The sequence below is a fragment of the Bradyrhizobium sp. CCGB01 genome (genome assembly GCF_024199795.1).
Taxonomy (GTDB): Bacteria; Pseudomonadota; Alphaproteobacteria; order Rhizobiales; family Xanthobacteraceae; genus Bradyrhizobium.
This window is the reverse complement of the sequence record NZ_JANADK010000001.1, coordinates 6,966,673-6,984,103: the sequence shown is the minus strand read 5'-3', so window position 1 is coordinate 6,984,103 and position 17,431 is coordinate 6,966,673. Positions and strand designations below refer to the sequence as shown.

Annotated in this window: 14 protein-coding genes; 4 read left to right on the top strand and 10 right to left on the bottom strand. The window is 61.6% G+C overall.

Going from position 1 to position 17,431, the window contains the following annotated elements; all coding sequences use genetic code 11:
- Positions 1 to 78: 78 nt before the first annotated feature.
- The 4 genes from NLM25_RS32575 to NLM25_RS32560 form a co-directional block, all read right to left on the bottom strand.
- Entirely contained in the window at positions 79 to 1,728 is a 1,650-nt protein-coding gene (locus NLM25_RS32575; protein WP_254139767.1) for an MFS transporter, read from the bottom strand.
- 71 nt (positions 1,729 to 1,799) lie between these two features.
- Positions 1,800 to 2,798: a glutaminase A gene (gene glsA / locus NLM25_RS32570; RefSeq protein WP_254139766.1), complete on the bottom strand. Its 999-nt coding sequence runs from the start codon at positions 2,796 to 2,798 to the stop codon at positions 1,800 to 1,802.
- A 196-nt stretch (positions 2,799 to 2,994) separates the two neighbouring features.
- Entirely contained in the window at positions 2,995 to 4,560 is a 1,566-nt protein-coding gene (locus NLM25_RS32565) for an AbgT family transporter (protein ID WP_254139765.1), read from the bottom strand.
- A 411-nt stretch (positions 4,561 to 4,971) separates the two neighbouring features.
- Positions 4,972 to 6,570, bottom strand: coding sequence for a DcaP family trimeric outer membrane transporter (locus NLM25_RS32560; RefSeq protein WP_254139764.1), 1,599 nt, complete (start codon positions 6,568 to 6,570; stop codon positions 4,972 to 4,974).
- Positions 6,571 to 7,071: 501 nt separating this feature from the next.
- Between NLM25_RS32560 and NLM25_RS32555 the strand changes: the two genes are divergently transcribed.
- The gene (locus NLM25_RS32555) at positions 7,072 to 8,289 is read left to right on the top strand and encodes an ATP-binding protein (protein ID WP_254139763.1); all 1,218 of its coding nucleotides are present in this window, start codon (positions 7,072 to 7,074) and stop codon (positions 8,287 to 8,289) included.
- 311 nt (positions 8,290 to 8,600) lie between these two features.
- Positions 8,601 to 9,236, top strand: coding sequence for a response regulator (locus tag NLM25_RS32550; RefSeq protein ID WP_254139762.1), 636 nt, complete (start codon positions 8,601 to 8,603; stop codon positions 9,234 to 9,236).
- 334 nt (positions 9,237 to 9,570) lie between these two features.
- Here the strand turns inward: NLM25_RS32550 and lpdA are convergent, their stop codons facing one another.
- The 5 genes from lpdA to NLM25_RS32525 are packed head-to-tail and all read right to left on the bottom strand — an operon-like array spanning position 9,571 to position 14,834.
- Positions 9,571 to 10,968, bottom strand: a complete 1,398-nt coding sequence (lpdA, locus tag NLM25_RS32545; protein ID WP_254139761.1) for a dihydrolipoyl dehydrogenase — start codon at positions 10,966 to 10,968, stop codon at positions 9,571 to 9,573.
- Between the two features lie 13 nt (positions 10,969 to 10,981).
- Positions 10,982 to 12,265 (bottom strand): dihydrolipoamide acetyltransferase family protein, encoded by a 1,284-nt coding sequence (locus tag NLM25_RS32540; RefSeq protein WP_254139760.1) that lies wholly within the window; start codon positions 12,263 to 12,265, stop codon positions 10,982 to 10,984.
- A complete protein-coding gene (locus tag NLM25_RS32535; RefSeq protein ID WP_254139759.1) occupies positions 12,265 to 13,281 on the bottom strand; it encodes an alpha-ketoacid dehydrogenase subunit beta in 1,017 nt (338 codons plus the stop codon). The genes NLM25_RS32540 and NLM25_RS32535 overlap by 1 nt, the downstream gene beginning before the upstream one ends.
- Before the next feature lie 3 nt (positions 13,282 to 13,284).
- Positions 13,285 to 14,517, bottom strand: a complete 1,233-nt coding sequence (locus NLM25_RS32530; protein ID WP_254139758.1) for a 3-methyl-2-oxobutanoate dehydrogenase (2-methylpropanoyl-transferring) subunit alpha — start codon at positions 14,515 to 14,517, stop codon at positions 13,285 to 13,287.
- Positions 14,514 to 14,834, bottom strand: a complete 321-nt coding sequence (locus NLM25_RS32525) for a hypothetical protein (RefSeq protein WP_254139757.1) — start codon at positions 14,832 to 14,834, stop codon at positions 14,514 to 14,516. Before NLM25_RS32525 ends, NLM25_RS32530 begins: the two co-directional genes overlap by 4 nt.
- A gap of 125 nt (positions 14,835 to 14,959) precedes the next feature.
- Here NLM25_RS32525 and NLM25_RS32520 point away from each other — a divergent pair, with 125 nt between their 5' ends.
- Positions 14,960 to 15,460 (top strand): Lrp/AsnC family transcriptional regulator, encoded by a 501-nt coding sequence (locus NLM25_RS32520; protein ID WP_254139756.1) that lies wholly within the window; start codon positions 14,960 to 14,962, stop codon positions 15,458 to 15,460.
- A gap of 64 nt (positions 15,461 to 15,524) precedes the next feature.
- On the opposite strand, the gene NLM25_RS32515 is transcribed toward NLM25_RS32520, so the two are convergent.
- Positions 15,525 to 16,034, bottom strand: a complete 510-nt coding sequence (locus NLM25_RS32515; RefSeq protein ID WP_254139755.1) for a hypothetical protein — start codon at positions 16,032 to 16,034, stop codon at positions 15,525 to 15,527.
- A 390-nt stretch (positions 16,035 to 16,424) separates the two neighbouring features.
- Here NLM25_RS32515 and NLM25_RS32510 point away from each other — a divergent pair, with 390 nt between their 5' ends.
- Positions 16,425 to 17,423: an ABC transporter permease gene (locus tag NLM25_RS32510; RefSeq protein WP_254139754.1), complete on the top strand. Its 999-nt coding sequence runs from the start codon at positions 16,425 to 16,427 to the stop codon at positions 17,421 to 17,423.
- Positions 17,424 to 17,431 lie beyond the last annotated feature (8 nt).

The window sequence follows — 17,431 nt, the reverse complement described above, 5'->3', positions numbered from 1 at the left end:
GCCGTTGGTCAGAACGCGGCACGATCGCCACATTGTCCGTCGTAGCAAACGCTGTTTCTTGCCAGGAGGTTACGATTGCTATTCGTTCCTTCCGCGCTTACGCGGCGCCGGGTCGGGAATTTCGCCTGGCAGGAAGTTGGGAAGCTTTCCTGCCGGGAAAATCGCAAGCAAGGCAACGCCAGCCATGATGATGAGGCCAATTTTCAAAGCGCGCAATCGCACGACAGTGTTGACGCGCACCGCCTCCGCCACTTGAGCCGGAGAGGCCGTGGTTTGCTCCATCACGCTCTGCAGCCGGTCATTGCTGATGAAGGTGATGTTATCCAGGTCCAGCTGCGCCTGTATCTCAGGCGGCAATTTTGGATTTTCGGCGATGGTCCGCAAGACAGCCGCGCTTAACAAGCCGACGAGGAGTGCCCCGGCCACCGCCGTGCCGACGGCTGCGGCGAGATTGTTGGTCGTGCCGCGCAGCGAGCCGACGTCACCCGCGAGCTCTTTCGGCGAAGCCGTGACCAGCACGTTGAACAACAGTGTGACCAGCGATCCCTGTCCAATACCGAAAATCACCAGCCCAAGGAGAACCGGGACGGCGCTCCAATCATTCCTCACGACAAAGGCGAGCCAAAGGAGCGCCACAGTGCAGAGTATGAAGCCATAGCGTCCGATCTGCCTCGGCGTGAACCGACCATAAAATCGCACGATCAGCATCGCCGCGAAGAAGACGGTGAGGTTGAACGGCATCATGGCGATCGTTGTCGCCAGCGGCGTCCGTCCCTGCACGATCTGGATGTACAATGGAACCGAGAAATTGAGCATCGATTCCAGCGCTACGACAGCAAACATCGCATACACCGCCGCCCGCTCCTGCGGGGAGTCGATCACCTCGAGCGCAAGAAGCGGCGTCTTCCCCGCAGCCTGCTGTCTGTGGGTCCAGCTCAGAAAGCCCTGACCGAGCACGATACCCACCACGATCATGATCGGGGCGGGAGATAAGCCAAAGAGGTCGAATGGCGCATTGGGCCCCGCCAATCCCAGCCCCCACCGATTGAGGTTGTTGAAGCCGAAGCTGATCAGAATGATGGCTGCGGCAGCGAGGATGACGCCTACGAAATCGATCCGGACCTCCGGACGCGCCTCATCGGGCTTGAGTCGAAAGCTCAAAAGGAAAACCACAGCCGACACGGCGATCAGAATCCCGAACGCAGGGCGCCATCCGATGAATGTGCCTAGAGTACCACCGATGACAAACGCCAGAACGCCCGCAGCGGCGCGCGCGGAACCCAATGCGCCAACGGCTGTTGCCTGCTGCCGCCCCTTGTAGTTTTCCGCGATAAGCGCCACCAGCGACGGTACGATCACCGCACCAGCCGCGCCGGACAAGGACTGCGCAGTAATCATGAGATCCGCGTTTGGACTGAACGTCATCAACGCCTGCGCGGCGCCGAACACGGCAACGGCAACGCGGAATACGTGCGTCGCTCCGTAGCGCTGTGTCAGCTTCGCGCCGAGCATGACGAAGCCGGCAACAAGCATCGAATAAGCCACGATACCGGTGGCGACCGTCGTGGGCGGAACGCCAAAACTGTTGACCATCCCGCCCAGCGCAACCGGCAAGGAGGCGACGTTGAAGGACATGATCATCTGGCCGAGGGCGATGGTGATCATCGGCACCCAGGATGCATTCTCTTCTTCAACGGAGTGAACCGTCGTCGCAGATGCCATCGTCATGGCGTGTCCCTGTCATTTTTTCTGAAGTCCAGCCCCAGTCGGTGCGGGCTGAATCTCCGGAAAGTGCAAACCTACGCTTCCGGGTTGGACATGAATAAATCCATGCCCAGCCGCTGCGACAGATACTTCGCTACAAGTTGTCCCTTGACGCTGTTTCCGGCGCTGTCCAGCGGTGGCGCAAAAGTCCCCAGACCGCCCTTTCCCGGGGAGACCGTGACGATCCCGCCGCCGATGCCGCTCTTGCCCGGTAGCCCGACATCGTAAAGCCAATCGCCTGATGTCTCGTACATTCCGGCAGTCGTCATGACAGCCAGTGCGTAGTGGCAGACCGACGGATCGACCACGCGCACTTTCGTGATGGGGTTCACGCCACCGTCCGCCAAAGTCGCACCCATTACCGCCAGATCCTTGGCACTCACATTCAGCGCGCATTGTCTGGTGTAAAGATCGGTCGCCTCTGCCGGATCGCAGTAAATCAGTTCGAAACTCTGGAGCAGACGGGCGATGCTCTGGTTTCGGAAGTTGGTCTCCGTCGCCGAGGCATAAACCTCGTCGTTGAGCGCAAGCGGACGTCCGGCGAACTGTGACAATCCGTCGTAGATGAAATTCCATTTCGCATCAGCCGTCGCTCCCGGGACGAGGCTTGTCGTCGCAATCGCGCCCGCATTCACCATCGGATTTGTGCGGCCATCGGGGCTGCGTTCGACGGCAGCGAGCGAGTTGAACGGAAGGCCGGTCGCGTTCGCTCCAAGCTTCTGGCGTGCCTGCGCCGCGCCGAGGGCCTGACAGACCAATGCAAAGATGAACGGCTTGGAAACGCTCATGATCGAGAACTCGTATTCGGCCGCCCCTACGGCGTATACGGCGCCGTTGGTACCGACCACGCAAACGCCGAACAGGTCGCTCGGCACTTCCGCGAGCGCGGGATAAACTTGAGAGTTCCTGCCATCCGTATTTGATTTGTAGCGCGCGTACACCTCGTCGATCAGCGAGATGACTTCAGCTTCGGCCGGCAAGTGTCCGGTTGATACGTAGGAATAGTTGTTGTCGGCATCGGCGTTCGCATTCATTGCGCGTTCCAAGCCTCCATAATGAGAAGCACCGAGGGAGCCCCCGACATGTGTCGGGTCAAACGCTCGCCGTTTTCGTTCGCCGCCTTTAACGAGGCCCAACGGACCGTCATCTAACGTCGATTTTCCTTGGTGAACAATCAGGCCATTTACCCGAACATCTCGGGGTTTTTCCGGGTTAGGGCTGCCTTGTGCCTCACAATCCCCAAGGCAAGCCCAGCAGGTACCAGACAACGAACAGCACGGTCCAAATGATGGCCATCCAGAGAGTGTACGGCAACATCAGCGCGACAACCGTCCCGACGCCCGCTTTCTTGTCGTAAATCTGGGCAAATCCGACCACCATGGCAAAGTAGGCATTGAGCGGGGTGATCGCGTTGATCGGCGAGTCGCCTATGCGGTAGGCGGCCAGGACGGCTGCGGGATCGACGTTAAGCTGCACGAACACCGGTACGAAGACCGGCGCGAAGATGGCCCATTTGGCGATCGCGGGCGTGAACACGAAGTCCAGGATCATGACGACAATGATGAAGCCAACCAGCAGCCACAGCGTGCCGATATTCGCGCTTTTCAAGACATCGGCCATCGTCAGGGCCATCAGCGTTGGAATGTTGCTGTAGTTGAAGTAATCGACGAACTGGCTGATGACGACGAAGAGGAGGATGGTGCCGCTCAGCGAAGCCACCGCCTTGGTCATGGCCGCGATGACGGCCGTGGAGCTATTCACCGTTTTCGCGCCGATGCCGTATGCGATCCCGGTTGCAAGGAACAGCACCATGATGACCCCGATCAGGCCGTTCATGAATGGTGAGTTGCCGATCAGGACGCCTGTCGTCGGATTGCGCAGGGGCGCGCCCGACGGAACCGTCAACAGAAGGAACAGGATCACGACCCCGAGCAGCGCAGAGCCGCTGTACCTCAGCCCACGCGACTCGTCGGCGGAAAGCTGCCCTCCGTTCGCCCCCGGCCGAGTGTTGGCGGTCTTTTCGGCCTGGTAAGCGCCCAGCCGTGGCTCGATGATCCGGTTGTTGATGAGTGCGATGACGATGGTCAGGACAAGAACAGAGGCGATCGAGAACGAGACGTTGGCGGTCAGATCCAGCGACGTGGTGGGGTTGACCATGTGGATTGCGTCGTTGGTAATTTCCGTCAGAACGGCATCAAGCGGCTTGATGATCATGTTCACGGTGAATGCACCGGCGACTGCGGCAAATCCCACAGCGAGCCCGGCGAGAGGATGCCGGCCAACGCTCAAGAAGGCGGCGCCGGCCAACGGGATCAACACCACATAGCCGGCGTCTGCGGCAATGCTGGACAAGATGCCGACGAACGCGACGATGTAAACGAGTGCCCAGCTCGGAGAGACGGCCACGAGTTTTCTGATCAACGCGTTGATCAGGCCGGCTTCCTCGGCGACGCCGACGCCCATCATGGCGACGATCAACAGCCCAACCGCGGTGAAACCCATGAGGTTTGGCACGAGCCGGGTGTAAATATGACGAATTCCATCCGCCGTCAGCAGGCTATTGGCGGCAGAGGTCGCGGTCTCGATCTTGTGAGTATCCGGATTGATGGCCTGATAGGTGACGCTTGCCCCCAACATGTAGAGTAAGTGAGACAGCACCAACACGATGGCGATGAGGATCAGAAATATCACGACCGGGTGCGGGACGCTGTTTCCGACACGTTCGACAGTGTCGAGGGCTCTTTGCGTCATCGTCTTCGATGGCGGCGTGTTCGTGGCGTCACTGCGCGCGCTCATGTCGGAAATCCTCCCGCTCCATTCGCGACGGCTGGAGCAGCGCTGGTACCATGATGATCCATGTTATGAGAACAGCGAGGAAGGATCGGACGCCAATGCGCGCTCGAAACCGCTGATCTCGTAATCAACGCGACGACCCCGCTACTCCTCTGACGAAGATGCCAGCGTCATCGCCGCGAGTGCGGCGACGATCTGAAAGGACCATGGAGACACGGAGGCCTGTCGGGAGAGGATTGCTTATCCTTTCGCGATCTGTCCGTTCACACGCTGCCTTACGAACAATCAATAAGGCGCATCAAAATCCGGCTGAATACCGAATGGGCCTAGATTGTTCCGGGGCAATTACCGACCCGAACGAACGTCTGTGTCAGCAAGGCTTCCATGTCTGCCTGCGAAGCAACAAGGCTGTCTTCAGAACCGCACAGTGGCCGAGCCTAGGATGCGATTGGCGGTACCAGAGCCGGCGCTGACCGGGGCTGTTGCTGCGGTGCCGCCGTACACGTCCCGATGGGAGTAGACATATTCAAGACCGACGTCGAGCCATCCGGTCCCGACGCTGTTGCCACGAAGCTCGGCGAACGGGCTCCAGATCAAATTGACGATCCCCTGCTGCATGGTGCTGTTCAACGACGTCGCCGAGGCAGATCCCGGCACGAACAATTGCGCATACGACGGATATTGCTGCCATGCGTAGGAGTAGACGAAATTGCTGCGCAATTGCGGTGTCCAGAAGCGGCGGTAGCCTGCGCTCGCGCCATAGGTCGGCAGGGCGTCGAGGCTGGGATCGACAATGCCGGGCGGGCCGATGTTGGACAGCGCATCCTGGCCGAAGGTATTGGCGCCGAAATAGCGCCCGATGCCTTGGCCGTAATAGGCCATGCCAACCAGCTCGTCCGGACCGAAAGCTGGTGACAGCCATCGCATTGGGAAGCGACCGCTGCCCGCGAGACCCCAACCGGCGGTATTGCGCTCGACCGCTGGCGGCGCTGCCGCCGTACCAGCCGTGCGGATGGTGAGATCGCGCAGCAGGCCGCGCAAGTCGAGGCCCAGGCCATCGTTCCGGTATTCGAGCCGGCCGAGTAGATCGGGCACGGAGGCAAATGACGGACTCAATCCACCAAAGCCAGCCGGGGTGCTGATCTGCGTGAATACCCCTGCCGCGGACGTGTACTGCGTATCCGGCATCTCGATCGAAACGTGCCCGGTCAATCCCGGAGCCAATGTCGCGGTCGCCCGAACCTGCGCCTGGCGCACGAATGACTGGTTGAGGTTGGTCGAGAAGTTCACGGTTTCATAAACGCCCTCGTTCCACAGGCTGTTCGCCCAGCCGACCAGGACACGAAACTGTTCGCTGCCGACCTCGCCCCAGGCCTGACGGAGCCGAAAGACCGCATTGGGTGAGGCTGCCGCGCCCCCGCCGAAGTCGCCTTCCAAGCGGGTTTCCAGAGTGCCCCAAGCGGTCGCCGTGCGCGTATCCATACCGATGCGACTGAACCGGGCGGACAATCCAGTATCGCCTCCCTGGATGTCGGCGGGGCTTCCGGAAAGCGGAATGGTTTGCACGGTCGGGGCATCGGACTGATTGCGGCCATTGAAGTCGTGGTAGCCATGGACGTTCGCGAAACCGTAGAATCGCACCTCGGACTGCGAACCCGGGATGCGCAAGGACAAACCCGGGAGATCGGAACGCAGCGCGTCCTCGCCTTCGCCGTCGAACTGACTGCCCATCGGTTCGGGCGGACGCAGGCCCGGAATGGGCGCCGCCGCAGCTTGTGGCGGGACCGCAGCATTCGCAGCTACCCGCGGCTCAGTCGACGCAACCGGAATCGCAGGCGGCTTTTGCCCGGCGGTCGGTGCGACGACGTCACGACGTGCGGTGGCGGCCTGGGACTTCGAATGCTTGTCGCGTGCTTCGAGTTCGTCGACGCGATGGCGCAGCGCGCTGATCAGCTTGTCACCTTCTGTTGCGCGGGCTTGCAGCGCATCGAGACGGCGCATCAACTCTTCCATGGAAGGTTTCTGGTCCTGGCTGGCGGGTGTCTGCGCCAAAGCCGGACCGGAAAATATTGCGATTGATGCAACGCCGCAAAGCGCTCGGAATGTTCGCACGCAAGCCTCCTGTTGACAAGTTTGGGGCACATCGAGTTTTGCGCTTGATTTCAGCGATCGCAAGCCAGCTCCATCGCAGGTCGAAATTTTCGGCAAGATTGTGCCATTTCGGTTGTACCGCAACGCAGTTGCATCGCGCTCGGTCGGCGCAACATCATCCTGCAGCGCGGCGTGAAATCGAAATGGCTCACAATCCCACCACTGTGCGCTGCGTCCCGTACGTGGCACGAATTGCATAGTCATATGCCGGAATTCATGCCAGTCATGCGAGGTTTTGGTCTTCGGAGAATACAACCTGCTGGCTCAGGGTAAGATCGAGCGTATAATCCGATCTATCCCCTAGGGCGTTTCCTGTAGTCCGGTGATCGATACTGGGACGACTGGAGAGGGGAGCGTTAGAGATTGAGCGTTGAGTTCGACCTCGAAAACGACCCGGAAAGTTGGGTGCGCACCGTGAAGCCACACAGTTCTCCTGCTCGCGAGCCGGCGCGTCCCTTTAGCAACGATCACCTGATCGGCCAGGGCGCAATTGGCGATCGCTCATATTGGACACACTCCGAAGAGCTCCTTTTCGCGGTCCGCCCCTTACGCGGCGGGCGCTTCGTGTACGAGGCAATCAATCAGGCCTTCGAGGCTCTCCTTGGAATGTCGCAGCAGGAGGTCCGAGAGCTGGACGTCTTCGAATGTCTTGCCAAGGAAGACGCCGAGCGTCTCTGTGAAATCCTCAAGGGATGTCTTGCGGAAGGAACCGAGGCCAAAATTCAGCACAGTCTGATGCTCGGCGGCTTGCTGCGGGATGTCGAGACAACCGTTGTTCCGATCCTCCATCCCATGGCCGGCAATGCGGCCCGGTTGATTGGCGGTCATCGGTTACTCCACAAGGAGGGGCTCGACTGTATGACTAAAGAGGCTGCTTTCCTTCACGGGGACGTCAGCCTGATGTCCATCCGCGAGGACATCCACCAGCGGATCGCATCGGAGCTTCATGATTCGACATGCCAAGAGCTGGTTGCCGCCAGTCTTGGTGTGATGCGTGTCCGCACTTGCCTCGATAACCCGCGCGGCGTCGAGCGGCTGTGCGATGATATCGACGCGTCGATCGACGCGGCACTCAGGGAAATCCGTTCCCTGACCTATCTGCTCCACCCCCAGGATCTGACGGACCGGGGACTCAAGGCGACGATCGAGCAGCATGCCTTGGGGTTTCGTGCACGTACGTCGTTGCGGGTGAGCACGAGGATACCCGCCGCCGTCGATAAGCTACCTTACGCGAGCCAGCTCTCGGTTCTGCGGGTCATTCAAGAGGCGCTCACGAACATATTCCGCCACGCGAAGGCGACGGAGGTCAGAATCGTCGTCGAGGCGATCGAGGGTCACTTCCATCTGACGATCAGCGACAACGGGCGCGGTTTTCCGGTCGATCACACAAAACGTGGCAACGGTGCGATATCGCCCGGTGTCGGCATTCCCGCCATGAGAGCGAGACTTAAGCAGCTTGGGGGCACGTTCGAGATCAGGTCCGATCTTGCACCGCGACATTCCGGCACGACGCTGTGTGCGGTGTTCCCGCATGGTCTCATGACCAAAAGGCGTAGCCGGCGCGCGTCACTGAAATCATAAGCCAGCGTGTGCACGGAATGACGGAGATCAGGGACCCCGAGGGCAGGCAGTCTCTGTCCGTCGGTTCCAGGAGTTCCCTACGCGAAACGAAGGCCGATCGACGATGATCGTGTCGCGGTCCGATTTGGGTTGCGTGTGGGCAAGACCGGTCGATGTCTGTGGAAACGCCGATGTTTGGTACATCCGCCCGGAGATATCAGGGTTTTGTAGGATAACCCATTGGGGAATAATCGGTAGATTGGCAAACTTGACTGCTGGAAATCTCCATCGATTGCCCGACAGGTTCTGGGCCCGCATACGGGAACGAGGCCGTGAAACGCATCGTGGTTGCGGATGATCATGAAGTCGTACGTTCCGGGCTCCGAGCGATCGTTGAGACCCGCTCAGACTGGATCGTCAGCGGAGAGGCGACCAACGGCGAGCAGGCTGTGGCCGTGGCGATGGAGACGCGTCCGGACGTCGTGATAGTCGACTATTCGATGCCGCTGATGAACGGACTTGAGGTCAGCCGCCGCCTCAAGTCGATGCACCTGCGCACCGAAGTATTGATCCTGACGATGCACGAGAATGAGGAATTGCTGACTGAAGCCATCCTGGCTGGCGTTCGCGGCTTCCTGTTCAAATCGGACGCCAGTAGGCACCTGATCTTCGCGATCGAGGCCTTGCTCGATGGGAGACCTTACTTCACGGGCGTTCTGTTGGAGAAGTTGCTCCACGAGTACCAGGCCGGCAAGCAAAATACGTCCGACATGCTGCTCACCGCGCGCGAGCAGGGCGTTGTCCAGCTTATTGCAGAGGGACACACCAACAAGTCGATCGGCGTCATCCTGAAGCTGAGCGTAAAGACCGTCGAGACCCACCGCGCGTCAGCGATGCGCAAGCTGAGAATGTCATCGACGGCCGAGCTGGTCCGCTACGCCGTTCGCAGGAAGCTCGTCAACCCTTGATGGAGCTTTCAGTACGAGCCGCCGCGTCGCTTAGCGATCAGCGACAACACGGTCTCCTGTTGGAAATAGCGCAATGACGGATTATGATCGTCCGACGGATGCCCATTTTCAGCCGCATAAGCCTGGGATGCGACCGGCAAGTCATTGATTATCCTGAAACCGCAGCTGATTCTTAATCAGCGGGTCCCAGGTTCGAGCCCTGGTGCGCCCACCAAAGGAAAATGCTTATTTTCCAGGACCGTCGCGGAGTGGTCGCCGAGAACAAATGGGTCTCGTGCGGCGTTTTGTGGCCTGACGTACGGAAGGCACAACGCGCTCCGCTTCGGGAATGGGTCTAGACGTGGATCGCGTGGCCGAGCGCCTTGAATGCGGCTTCCTGAATGGCCTCACCCAGCGTCGGATGCGCGTGGATCGTGCCGGCGATGTCCTGCAAGACGGCGCCCATCTCGATCGCGAGGCCAAACGCGGCAGACAGCTCCGAGACTCCTTGTCCAACCGCCTGGATGCCGATCACCTGCTGATTGTCGGCCCTGGCGACGATGCGCACGAAGCCAGGCTCGCCATGGCGCGTCATCGCGCGGCCATTGGCTGCAAAGGGAAACTGCCCAACCTTGATGTTGATGCCGGCCTCGCGCGCCTCTTCCGGTGACAGGCCCGCGGAGACGATCTCGGGATCGGTGAAGCAGATCGCCGGGATGCAACGCTTGTCCCACGCGCGCGGCATGCCGGCTGCGATTTCCGCCACCATCTCGCCCTGCGCCATGGCGCGATGCGCGAGCATCGGCTCGCCCGTGACATCGCCGATCGCATAGATGCCGCGCATCGAGGTCTCGCAATGCTGGCCGATACGGATGAAGCGACCATCCATGTCGAGCACGAGTTGCTCGAGCCCCAATGCGGCGGTGACCGGCGCGCGCCCGACCGTGACGAGAATTTTGTCGGCCGTCAGGCTGCGCTCCTGGCCGTCGGCCATCTCGACGCGCAATCCGTCGCCCTGGGCGGTGAGGCCGAGCGCCCGGGCGCCGGTCAGCACCTCGACGCCGAGCGCGGTCAAGCGCCTGGCGATCGGAGCCGTCAACTCGGCGTCATAGAGCGGCAGGATGCTGTCCTGCGCCTCCACCACGGAGACCTTGCTCCCGAGCTTGGCGAACGCCGTCCCGAGTTCGAGCCCGATATAGCCGCCGCCGACGACGACAAGGGATTTTGGCACCTCTGCGAGCGACAGCGCACCGGTCGAGGAGATGACGTTGCCGCCGAACGGCAGCGATGGCAGTTCGACGGGAGCCGAGCCGGTCGCGATCACCACCGTCTCGGCCTTGATCGTCTTCGCGCCGGTCTCGGTCTCGACGACGATCGTCTTGCCGTCGCGGAAACGCGCGTGGCCCTGAACGATCTTGACCTTGGCCTTGCGCAGCAGCGCGGCGACGCCGTTGTTCAGCCGATGGACGATGCCGTCCTTCCAGGCGATCGCCTGTTTGAAGTCCAGCGCTGGCTGCGCCGCCGTCAGGCCGAATGGCGTCTTGCCGCCGGCCGCATCGACCAGTTTCTCGAATTCTTCGGCGACATGAATGATGGCCTTTGAGGGAATGCAGCCAACATTGAGGCAGCTTCCACCCAGTTTGCCACGTTCGACGAGGACGGTGTCGAGGCCGAGCTGGCCGGCGCGGATCGCGCACACATAGCCGCCGGGGCCGGCACCAATGACGACAAGCTGACAGGTGATCTCGGTCATTTCTTCTTTTGCCTCAGGGGTCGACGAAGATCGTCGCCGGATTCTCCAGCAGCTCCTTGAGCCTTTGCACGAAGATTGCGGCGTCCCATCCGTCGATGACGCGGTGATCGAAACTGGAGGAAAGATTCATCATCTTGCACGGCACGAACTGCGTGCCGTCCCAGACCGGACGTATCGCGATCTTGTTGACGCCGACGATGGCGACCTCAGGATGGTTGATCACCGGCGTGGTCGCAAGGCCGCCGAGCGCGCCGAGCGAGGTGATGGTGATCGTCGAGCCGGTCAGTTCCTCGCGTGTCGCGGTGCCCTCGCGGGCGCGCTGGGCGAGACGGTTCAGCTCGGCGCTGCAGTCGCGGAGGTCACGCGCCTCCGCATGCTTCACCACGGGCACGACGAGGCCCGACGGGGTCTGGGTCGCGATGCCGATATGGATGCCCGCATGCTGATGAACGATGCCGGCCTCGTCGTCATAGAGCGCATTGAGTGCAGGTTGCTCGGCAAGCGCCTTGACCATGGCGCGCATCAGGAAGGGCAGCAGCGTCAGCTTGGGATGCTCCGGCGCGGGCTTCCTGTTCAGCGTCGCACGCAGATCCTCCAGCGGCGAGACGTTGACCTCCTCGATGATGGTGATGTGCGGGATGCGGGACTTCGACAGCGCCATCTTCTCGGCAATGCGGCGGCGCAAGCCCACCACCTTCACGTCGGTGACGGCGGTCTTCGGGGGCATGGCGCGGCCATGGCGAGGTGCCGGCCCGCGCGACAGGAAGGCGTCGATGTCCTCGTGGGTGATGCGTCCGGCGGGGCCGGTGCCGTGGACCTGGCGCAGGTCGATGCCGGCTTCGCGCGCCTTGAGGCGTATGGCCGGTGAGGCCAGCGGCTTCTCGCCCGGGGCGCGGCGGATCGCGGATGTCGTCGCCGGGCGGGCTTCGAGGGTCGCGGGGCGGATGGAGGGAGCGGACGCTGACTCGGTCGTCGCGGCTTCGGCTTTCTTCGCAATGGGCGGCGTCGGGACGTCTTTCTTCGGCGCTTTATCTTCTGGCTCCGCAACATCGTCGCCGGCGACCTTGAGCTTCACGAGCGTCGAGCCGATCGCAACCGCTTCACCGATCTTGGCGCCGATCCAGCTGACCTCGCCCGCGAGCGGCGAGGGAATCTCGACCGAGGCCTTGTCGGTCATCACGGTGGCGAGCAAGTCGTCCTCGCGAACGAGATCGCCTTCCTTGACGTGCCATTCGACCAGCTCGGCTTCGGCAATGCCTTCCCCGATATCCGGGAGCTTGACGCTGCGCTCGCCCATCAGCGTGCCTCCACGATGTCGCGCAGCGCTTGCCCGAGCCTGACGGGGCCGGGGAAATAGTCCCATTCCTGCGCATGCGGGTAGGGCGTGTCCCAGCCGGTGACGCGCATCACCGGCGCTTCGAGATGATAGAAGCAGTGCTCCTGCACCAGCGCCGTGAGCTCCGCGCCAAAGCCGGAGGTCAGCGTTGCTTCATGCAGCACGATGCAGCGGCCGGTCCTGGCAACGGAGGCAGCGATCGTCTCGAGATCGAGCGGAAGCAGGGTGCGCAGGTCGATCACCTCTGCGTCGATCCCTGTTTCCTCGACGGCCGCAAGGGCAACGTGAACCATGGTTCCGTAGGCAAGGATGGTGACGGCCTCGCCGGTGCGCCGGGTCACCGCCTTGCCGAGCGGCGTGGTGTAATGTCCCTCCGGCACTTCGGAAAGCTCATGCTTGGCCCATGCGGTGACCGGGCGATCATGGTGACCGTCGAACGGGCCGTTGTAGAGCCGCTTCGGCTCCAGGAAGATGACGGGATCCGGATCCTCGATGGCCGCGATCAGCAGGCCCTTCGCATCATGGGGATTGGAGGGGACCACGGTCTTCAGTCCGGCGACATGGGTGAACAGCGCCTCGGGGCTTTGGCTGTGCGTTTGCCCGCCAAAAATGCCGCCGCCGGTCGGCATGCGGATGACCAGAGGACAGGTGAAATCGCCGGCCGAGCGATAACGCAGGCGAGCTGCCTCCGAGACGATCTGGTCGTAGGCCGGATACATGTAGTCGGCGAACTGAAGCTCGACGCAGGGGCGCAAGCCGTAAGCGGCCATGCCGATCGCGGTGCCGACGATGCCGCACTCGCTGATCGGCGCATCGAAGCAGCGCGAGACACCGTATTTCTGTTGCAGGCCCTGCGTGCAGCGGAACACGCCGCCGAAAAAGCCGACGTCCTCGCCATAAACCACGACGTCGTCGTTGCGAGCCATCGAGACGTCGAGCGCCGAGCGGATTGCCTCGATCATCGTCATGCGTGGCATGGCTCAGACTCCGATCTGCTGGCGCTGGCGCCGTAGGTGCGGCGGCAGCTCGGCATAGACGTCCTCGAAGATGTCGCGGGCCGAGGGCTTGCTGCCCGAGTGCAGTGTACCGAAGCTCTCGGCCTCCTTCTGTGCGGCGATGACTGTGGCGAGAATTTCGGCCTCGGCCTGCTTGTGGCGTTCTTCCGACCAGGCCCCGGCCGCGATGAGATGCTGCTTGAGCCGGATCACGGGATCGCCCAGCGGCCACTCCTCGGACTCGTGCTTCGGCCGGTAGGCGGACGGATCATCCGAGGTCGAATGCGCGCCGGCGCGATAAGTGACGTATTCGATCAGCGTCGGTCCGAGGTTGAGCCGGGCCCGCTCGATGGCCCATTTCGCGACGGCGTAGGTCGCAAGATAATCGTTGCCGTCGACCCTGAGCGCCGGGATGCCGAAGCCGAGGCCGCGCGCTGCGAAGGTGCCGGAGCCGCCACGCGCGATGCCCTGGAAGGTCGAGATCGCCCATTGATTGTTGACGACGTTGAGGACGACGGGCGCCTTGTAGGTCGAGGCGAACACGAGGGCGGCATGGAAGTCGGACTCGGCCGTCGAGCCGTCCCCGATCCAGGCAGCGGCGATGCGGCTGTCGCCCTTGATCGCCGAGGCCATCGCCCAGCCGACGGCCTGAACGAATTGGGTGGCGAGATTGCCGGAGATCGAGAAGAAGCCATGCTTTCGGGACGAGTACATTACCGGCAGCTGACGTCCCTTCATCGGGTCGTTCGCATTGGAATAGATCTGGCACATCATGTCGACGAGCGGATAGTCATGCGCGATTAGCAGGCCGGCCTGGCGGTAGGTCGGGAAGTTCATGTCGTCGGGGCCGAGCGCGATGCGGAAGGCGCAGCTCACCGCTTCCTCGCCGGTGTGCTGCATGTAAAAGGACGTCTTACCCTGGCGTTGCGCCATCTGCATGCGCGCGTCGAACGTGCGTAGGGTCATCATGTGGCGCAGGCCAGCGACCAGTTCGTCCTGGGAGAGGTCCGGCACCCATGGTCCGACTGCCTGGCCCTCATGATTGAGCACGCGGATGATCGAATAGGCGAGATCGCGAATCTCCTCGGGCGCCACGTCGACCGGCGGACGCCGGACCGAACCTGCCTTCGGAATCGTGACACCGGAGAAATCCGGCTTGCCCCCCGGCCGGCTTGCAGGCTCGGGAACGTGAAAGCGAAGTGGCGTGAGACTGGTCATGGAAGCGTCCGCCCGTTTGCGGGTTGTGAAGAGGCAACAGCCGGTTGACTGTACGTCTCGCGCGAAAGCTCTGCGACGCGAAGGTCCATGATCGCCGGATGGCGTGACAACCGCTCCGTGAGGTCCGCGCAGTCGGCCGACGGCTGGACTTCAAGAACCATCCGTATCGTTTGGTTCCCGTCGGAATGCGTCGTCATCGAGAGCTGGTCGAGGCCGAAGCCGAAACGCCCTGCGTCGAGGACAAGTCGAACGATCCCGTCAAAGGGATCGGACGTGGTGGCCGTGACGCTGACGCGTCGCCGCTGTTGAGGTTGCATGTCACGTTCTCTCGCGGCGCAATGATAATCTCCTGGGGCAAGAAAACTTCCCAAAATTTTGACGGAATAGCTAAAGTATCGGGATATTTTCCCGAGAACCTGCAAAACGACAGAAGGATTAACTGATGTCCTCCAAGCGCGGCTCCACGGAGGAGCTTGATCAACTGGATCGCCGGATTCTCTCGGCGCTTTGCGAGGACGGCCGCTTGACGACGAGTGCGCTTGCGGAGCAGGTCGGGCTCTCGAGCTCGCCGTGCTGGACCAGGGTGAAGCGCCTGGAGGAAAACGGCGCGATCGAGAAATACGTCGCGGTGCTCAATCACGCCCATCTCGGCTACAACAACATCGCCTTCGTGGAGATCACGCTGGACAAGCATGACGACAAGGTGCTCGAGCGTTTCGGCGCCGCCCTGTCGCGAATTCCGGAGGTGATGGAAGCCTATCTGGTGACCGGCGACTACGACTATCTCATCAAGGTCGTCGTGCGGGACACCGATCACTACGAGCGCTTCCTGCGACAGGCGTTGTACAGGATACCGGGCATCCGGCAGTCGCGAACGACATTTGGCTTGCGGACTCTGAAGCGCCAGATCTCCATCGATCCTTCCAAGGCCGGTCCGCCTTGAACAGAGCAGACGTCAAGCGGATTGACGTCTGCTCCATAAGGTCGAACTGAAACGGTGTGGTTCGTCAGAACGCGGTCTTCTTGCCGATGATGCCGACATAGCTCGATCGCACCAGGGCTCCCCATCGTCCATCCTTCTTGACGATCACATAGAGGGAGTCGGCCGACAATATCGGCTTGTCGTTGGCATCGTAGCGCGTGAACCTCGTGACGAAATGGAGCTTGTCGTCGGATTTCTGCACGAGCTTGCGATACGTCCATGCCGAACGAGCCCAGGTCGAGGCCTGCGCCAACTGCTTCGCATCGTTCGATTGCGCATATTCTTCGGGCGTGTTCCAGATCTGCACCTGGCCGGCGGCGATCCGAATGTGCGGATAGTGGACGGTCTTGGCCCAAGCTTCGGCATCGCGCGAATTGAACGCCTTCATGAACTCGTCGAGATAGGCGCATCCTTGCTTCAGGAGATCATCGTTTCCGGGATTCAAGCATTCGTCCTCTGCCTGACCTTGAGCGAGCGCGGCAGTGGACATGCTGACGAACATACCCGCAAGCGCCAGCAACTTACGAACCTTCATGCTTGAACCTCCCTGATGAGCCAGACCGACTTTCGCTGTGATTGATGGATGCGTCGATCGAGTTCCGATCTTAGGTGGACGGAGCACTGAGGCAATGCCGACGCAGAGCAGTAATTCTGAAAGGGGGGTCAGTTTTTCTCAATGACAGAGATGTCTCCCAGGTTACCCCCGGGAATGCAGGCAGGTCAGAAAAACGAAACAGGGGGTCAGAAAAAGCGCCTTGCATGAAGCGTAGCGACCTCGCTCATCTGCGTTCACGAAGAAGAGCCTGTTGCAGGCAGAGGAAACGATGATCGTGAGCGGCCAATCTTGCGCCCGGGCTCGGCCCGGTTGCGCCTCCAGGTCCGGTGCGCCCGGTAGCAGCCGGAGCAGGCGAGACTGGATCGGAATATGAGCCGCTCGGAGACCTCGGCGCGCGGACTTGTGTCGTTCAAGCTGACCCAGGAAGAGGTCATCTTCGGCGTGACGCTCGTCCTGATCGCGGCGTTCTCGATCTTTCTGCCGAGATTCCTCACCGCCGGAAATATCCTCACGCTCCTGAACAACGTCGCCACGCTCGGCATCCTCGCCGTCGGTATGGCGCTGGTTGTGGTGGGGCGCGGAATCGACCTCACCATGATCGCCGTGATGGTGATCGGCGTCGCGTTCAGCATCTGGCTGTCGACGACCGGTTTGCCGTTCGGCTGGGCGCTCGTGGTCGGCGGGCTTCTCGTCGCGCTGGTCGGCGTCGGCACGGGAACGCTCGTCGCCGTGGCCGACGTGCCGCCGATCTTCGCGACCCTCGGCCTCGCATCGGTGGTCTACGGCGCCGGGCGGATCGTCTTCAAGTCGGACGTGGTCTACGCCCCGACGGGCTACGAATGGTTCACGTTTCTGGGGACGGGATCGATCGCCGGCATTCCCGTCTCGGTCTGTGTGGCGGCTGCGCTGGCCGGCCTGGTGGCCCTGTTCCTGCGCAACACCCGCTTCGGACGATTCATCTATGCGACCGGCGACAATCCCTTTGCCGCGCGAACGATGGGACTGCCGACCCGCCCCGTGATCATCTCGCAATATGCAGCGAGCGCATTGATCGCTTTTCTGTCCGGCATCCTGATGTGTGCGGTGGTCTCGGGCATCAATACCCGCTTGTACAATTCGACGCTGATCTACGATGTGCTCCTCGTCGTCGTGCTTGGCGGGATCGGCCTCAGCGGCGGGCAGGGCGGCGTCCGCAATGTCGTGGTGGGGACCATCCTCGTCGGTGTCCTGACCAACGGAATGACCATTCTCAACATCAGCTTCACGGCCCAGAATCTGATCAAGGGCGTGATCCTGCTCGGCGCGCTGGCGATCGATGCGGTGCTGAACCCGCGCGACGAACAGACGTCGCAGAGCGGTGACATCTAGGGCGGTCG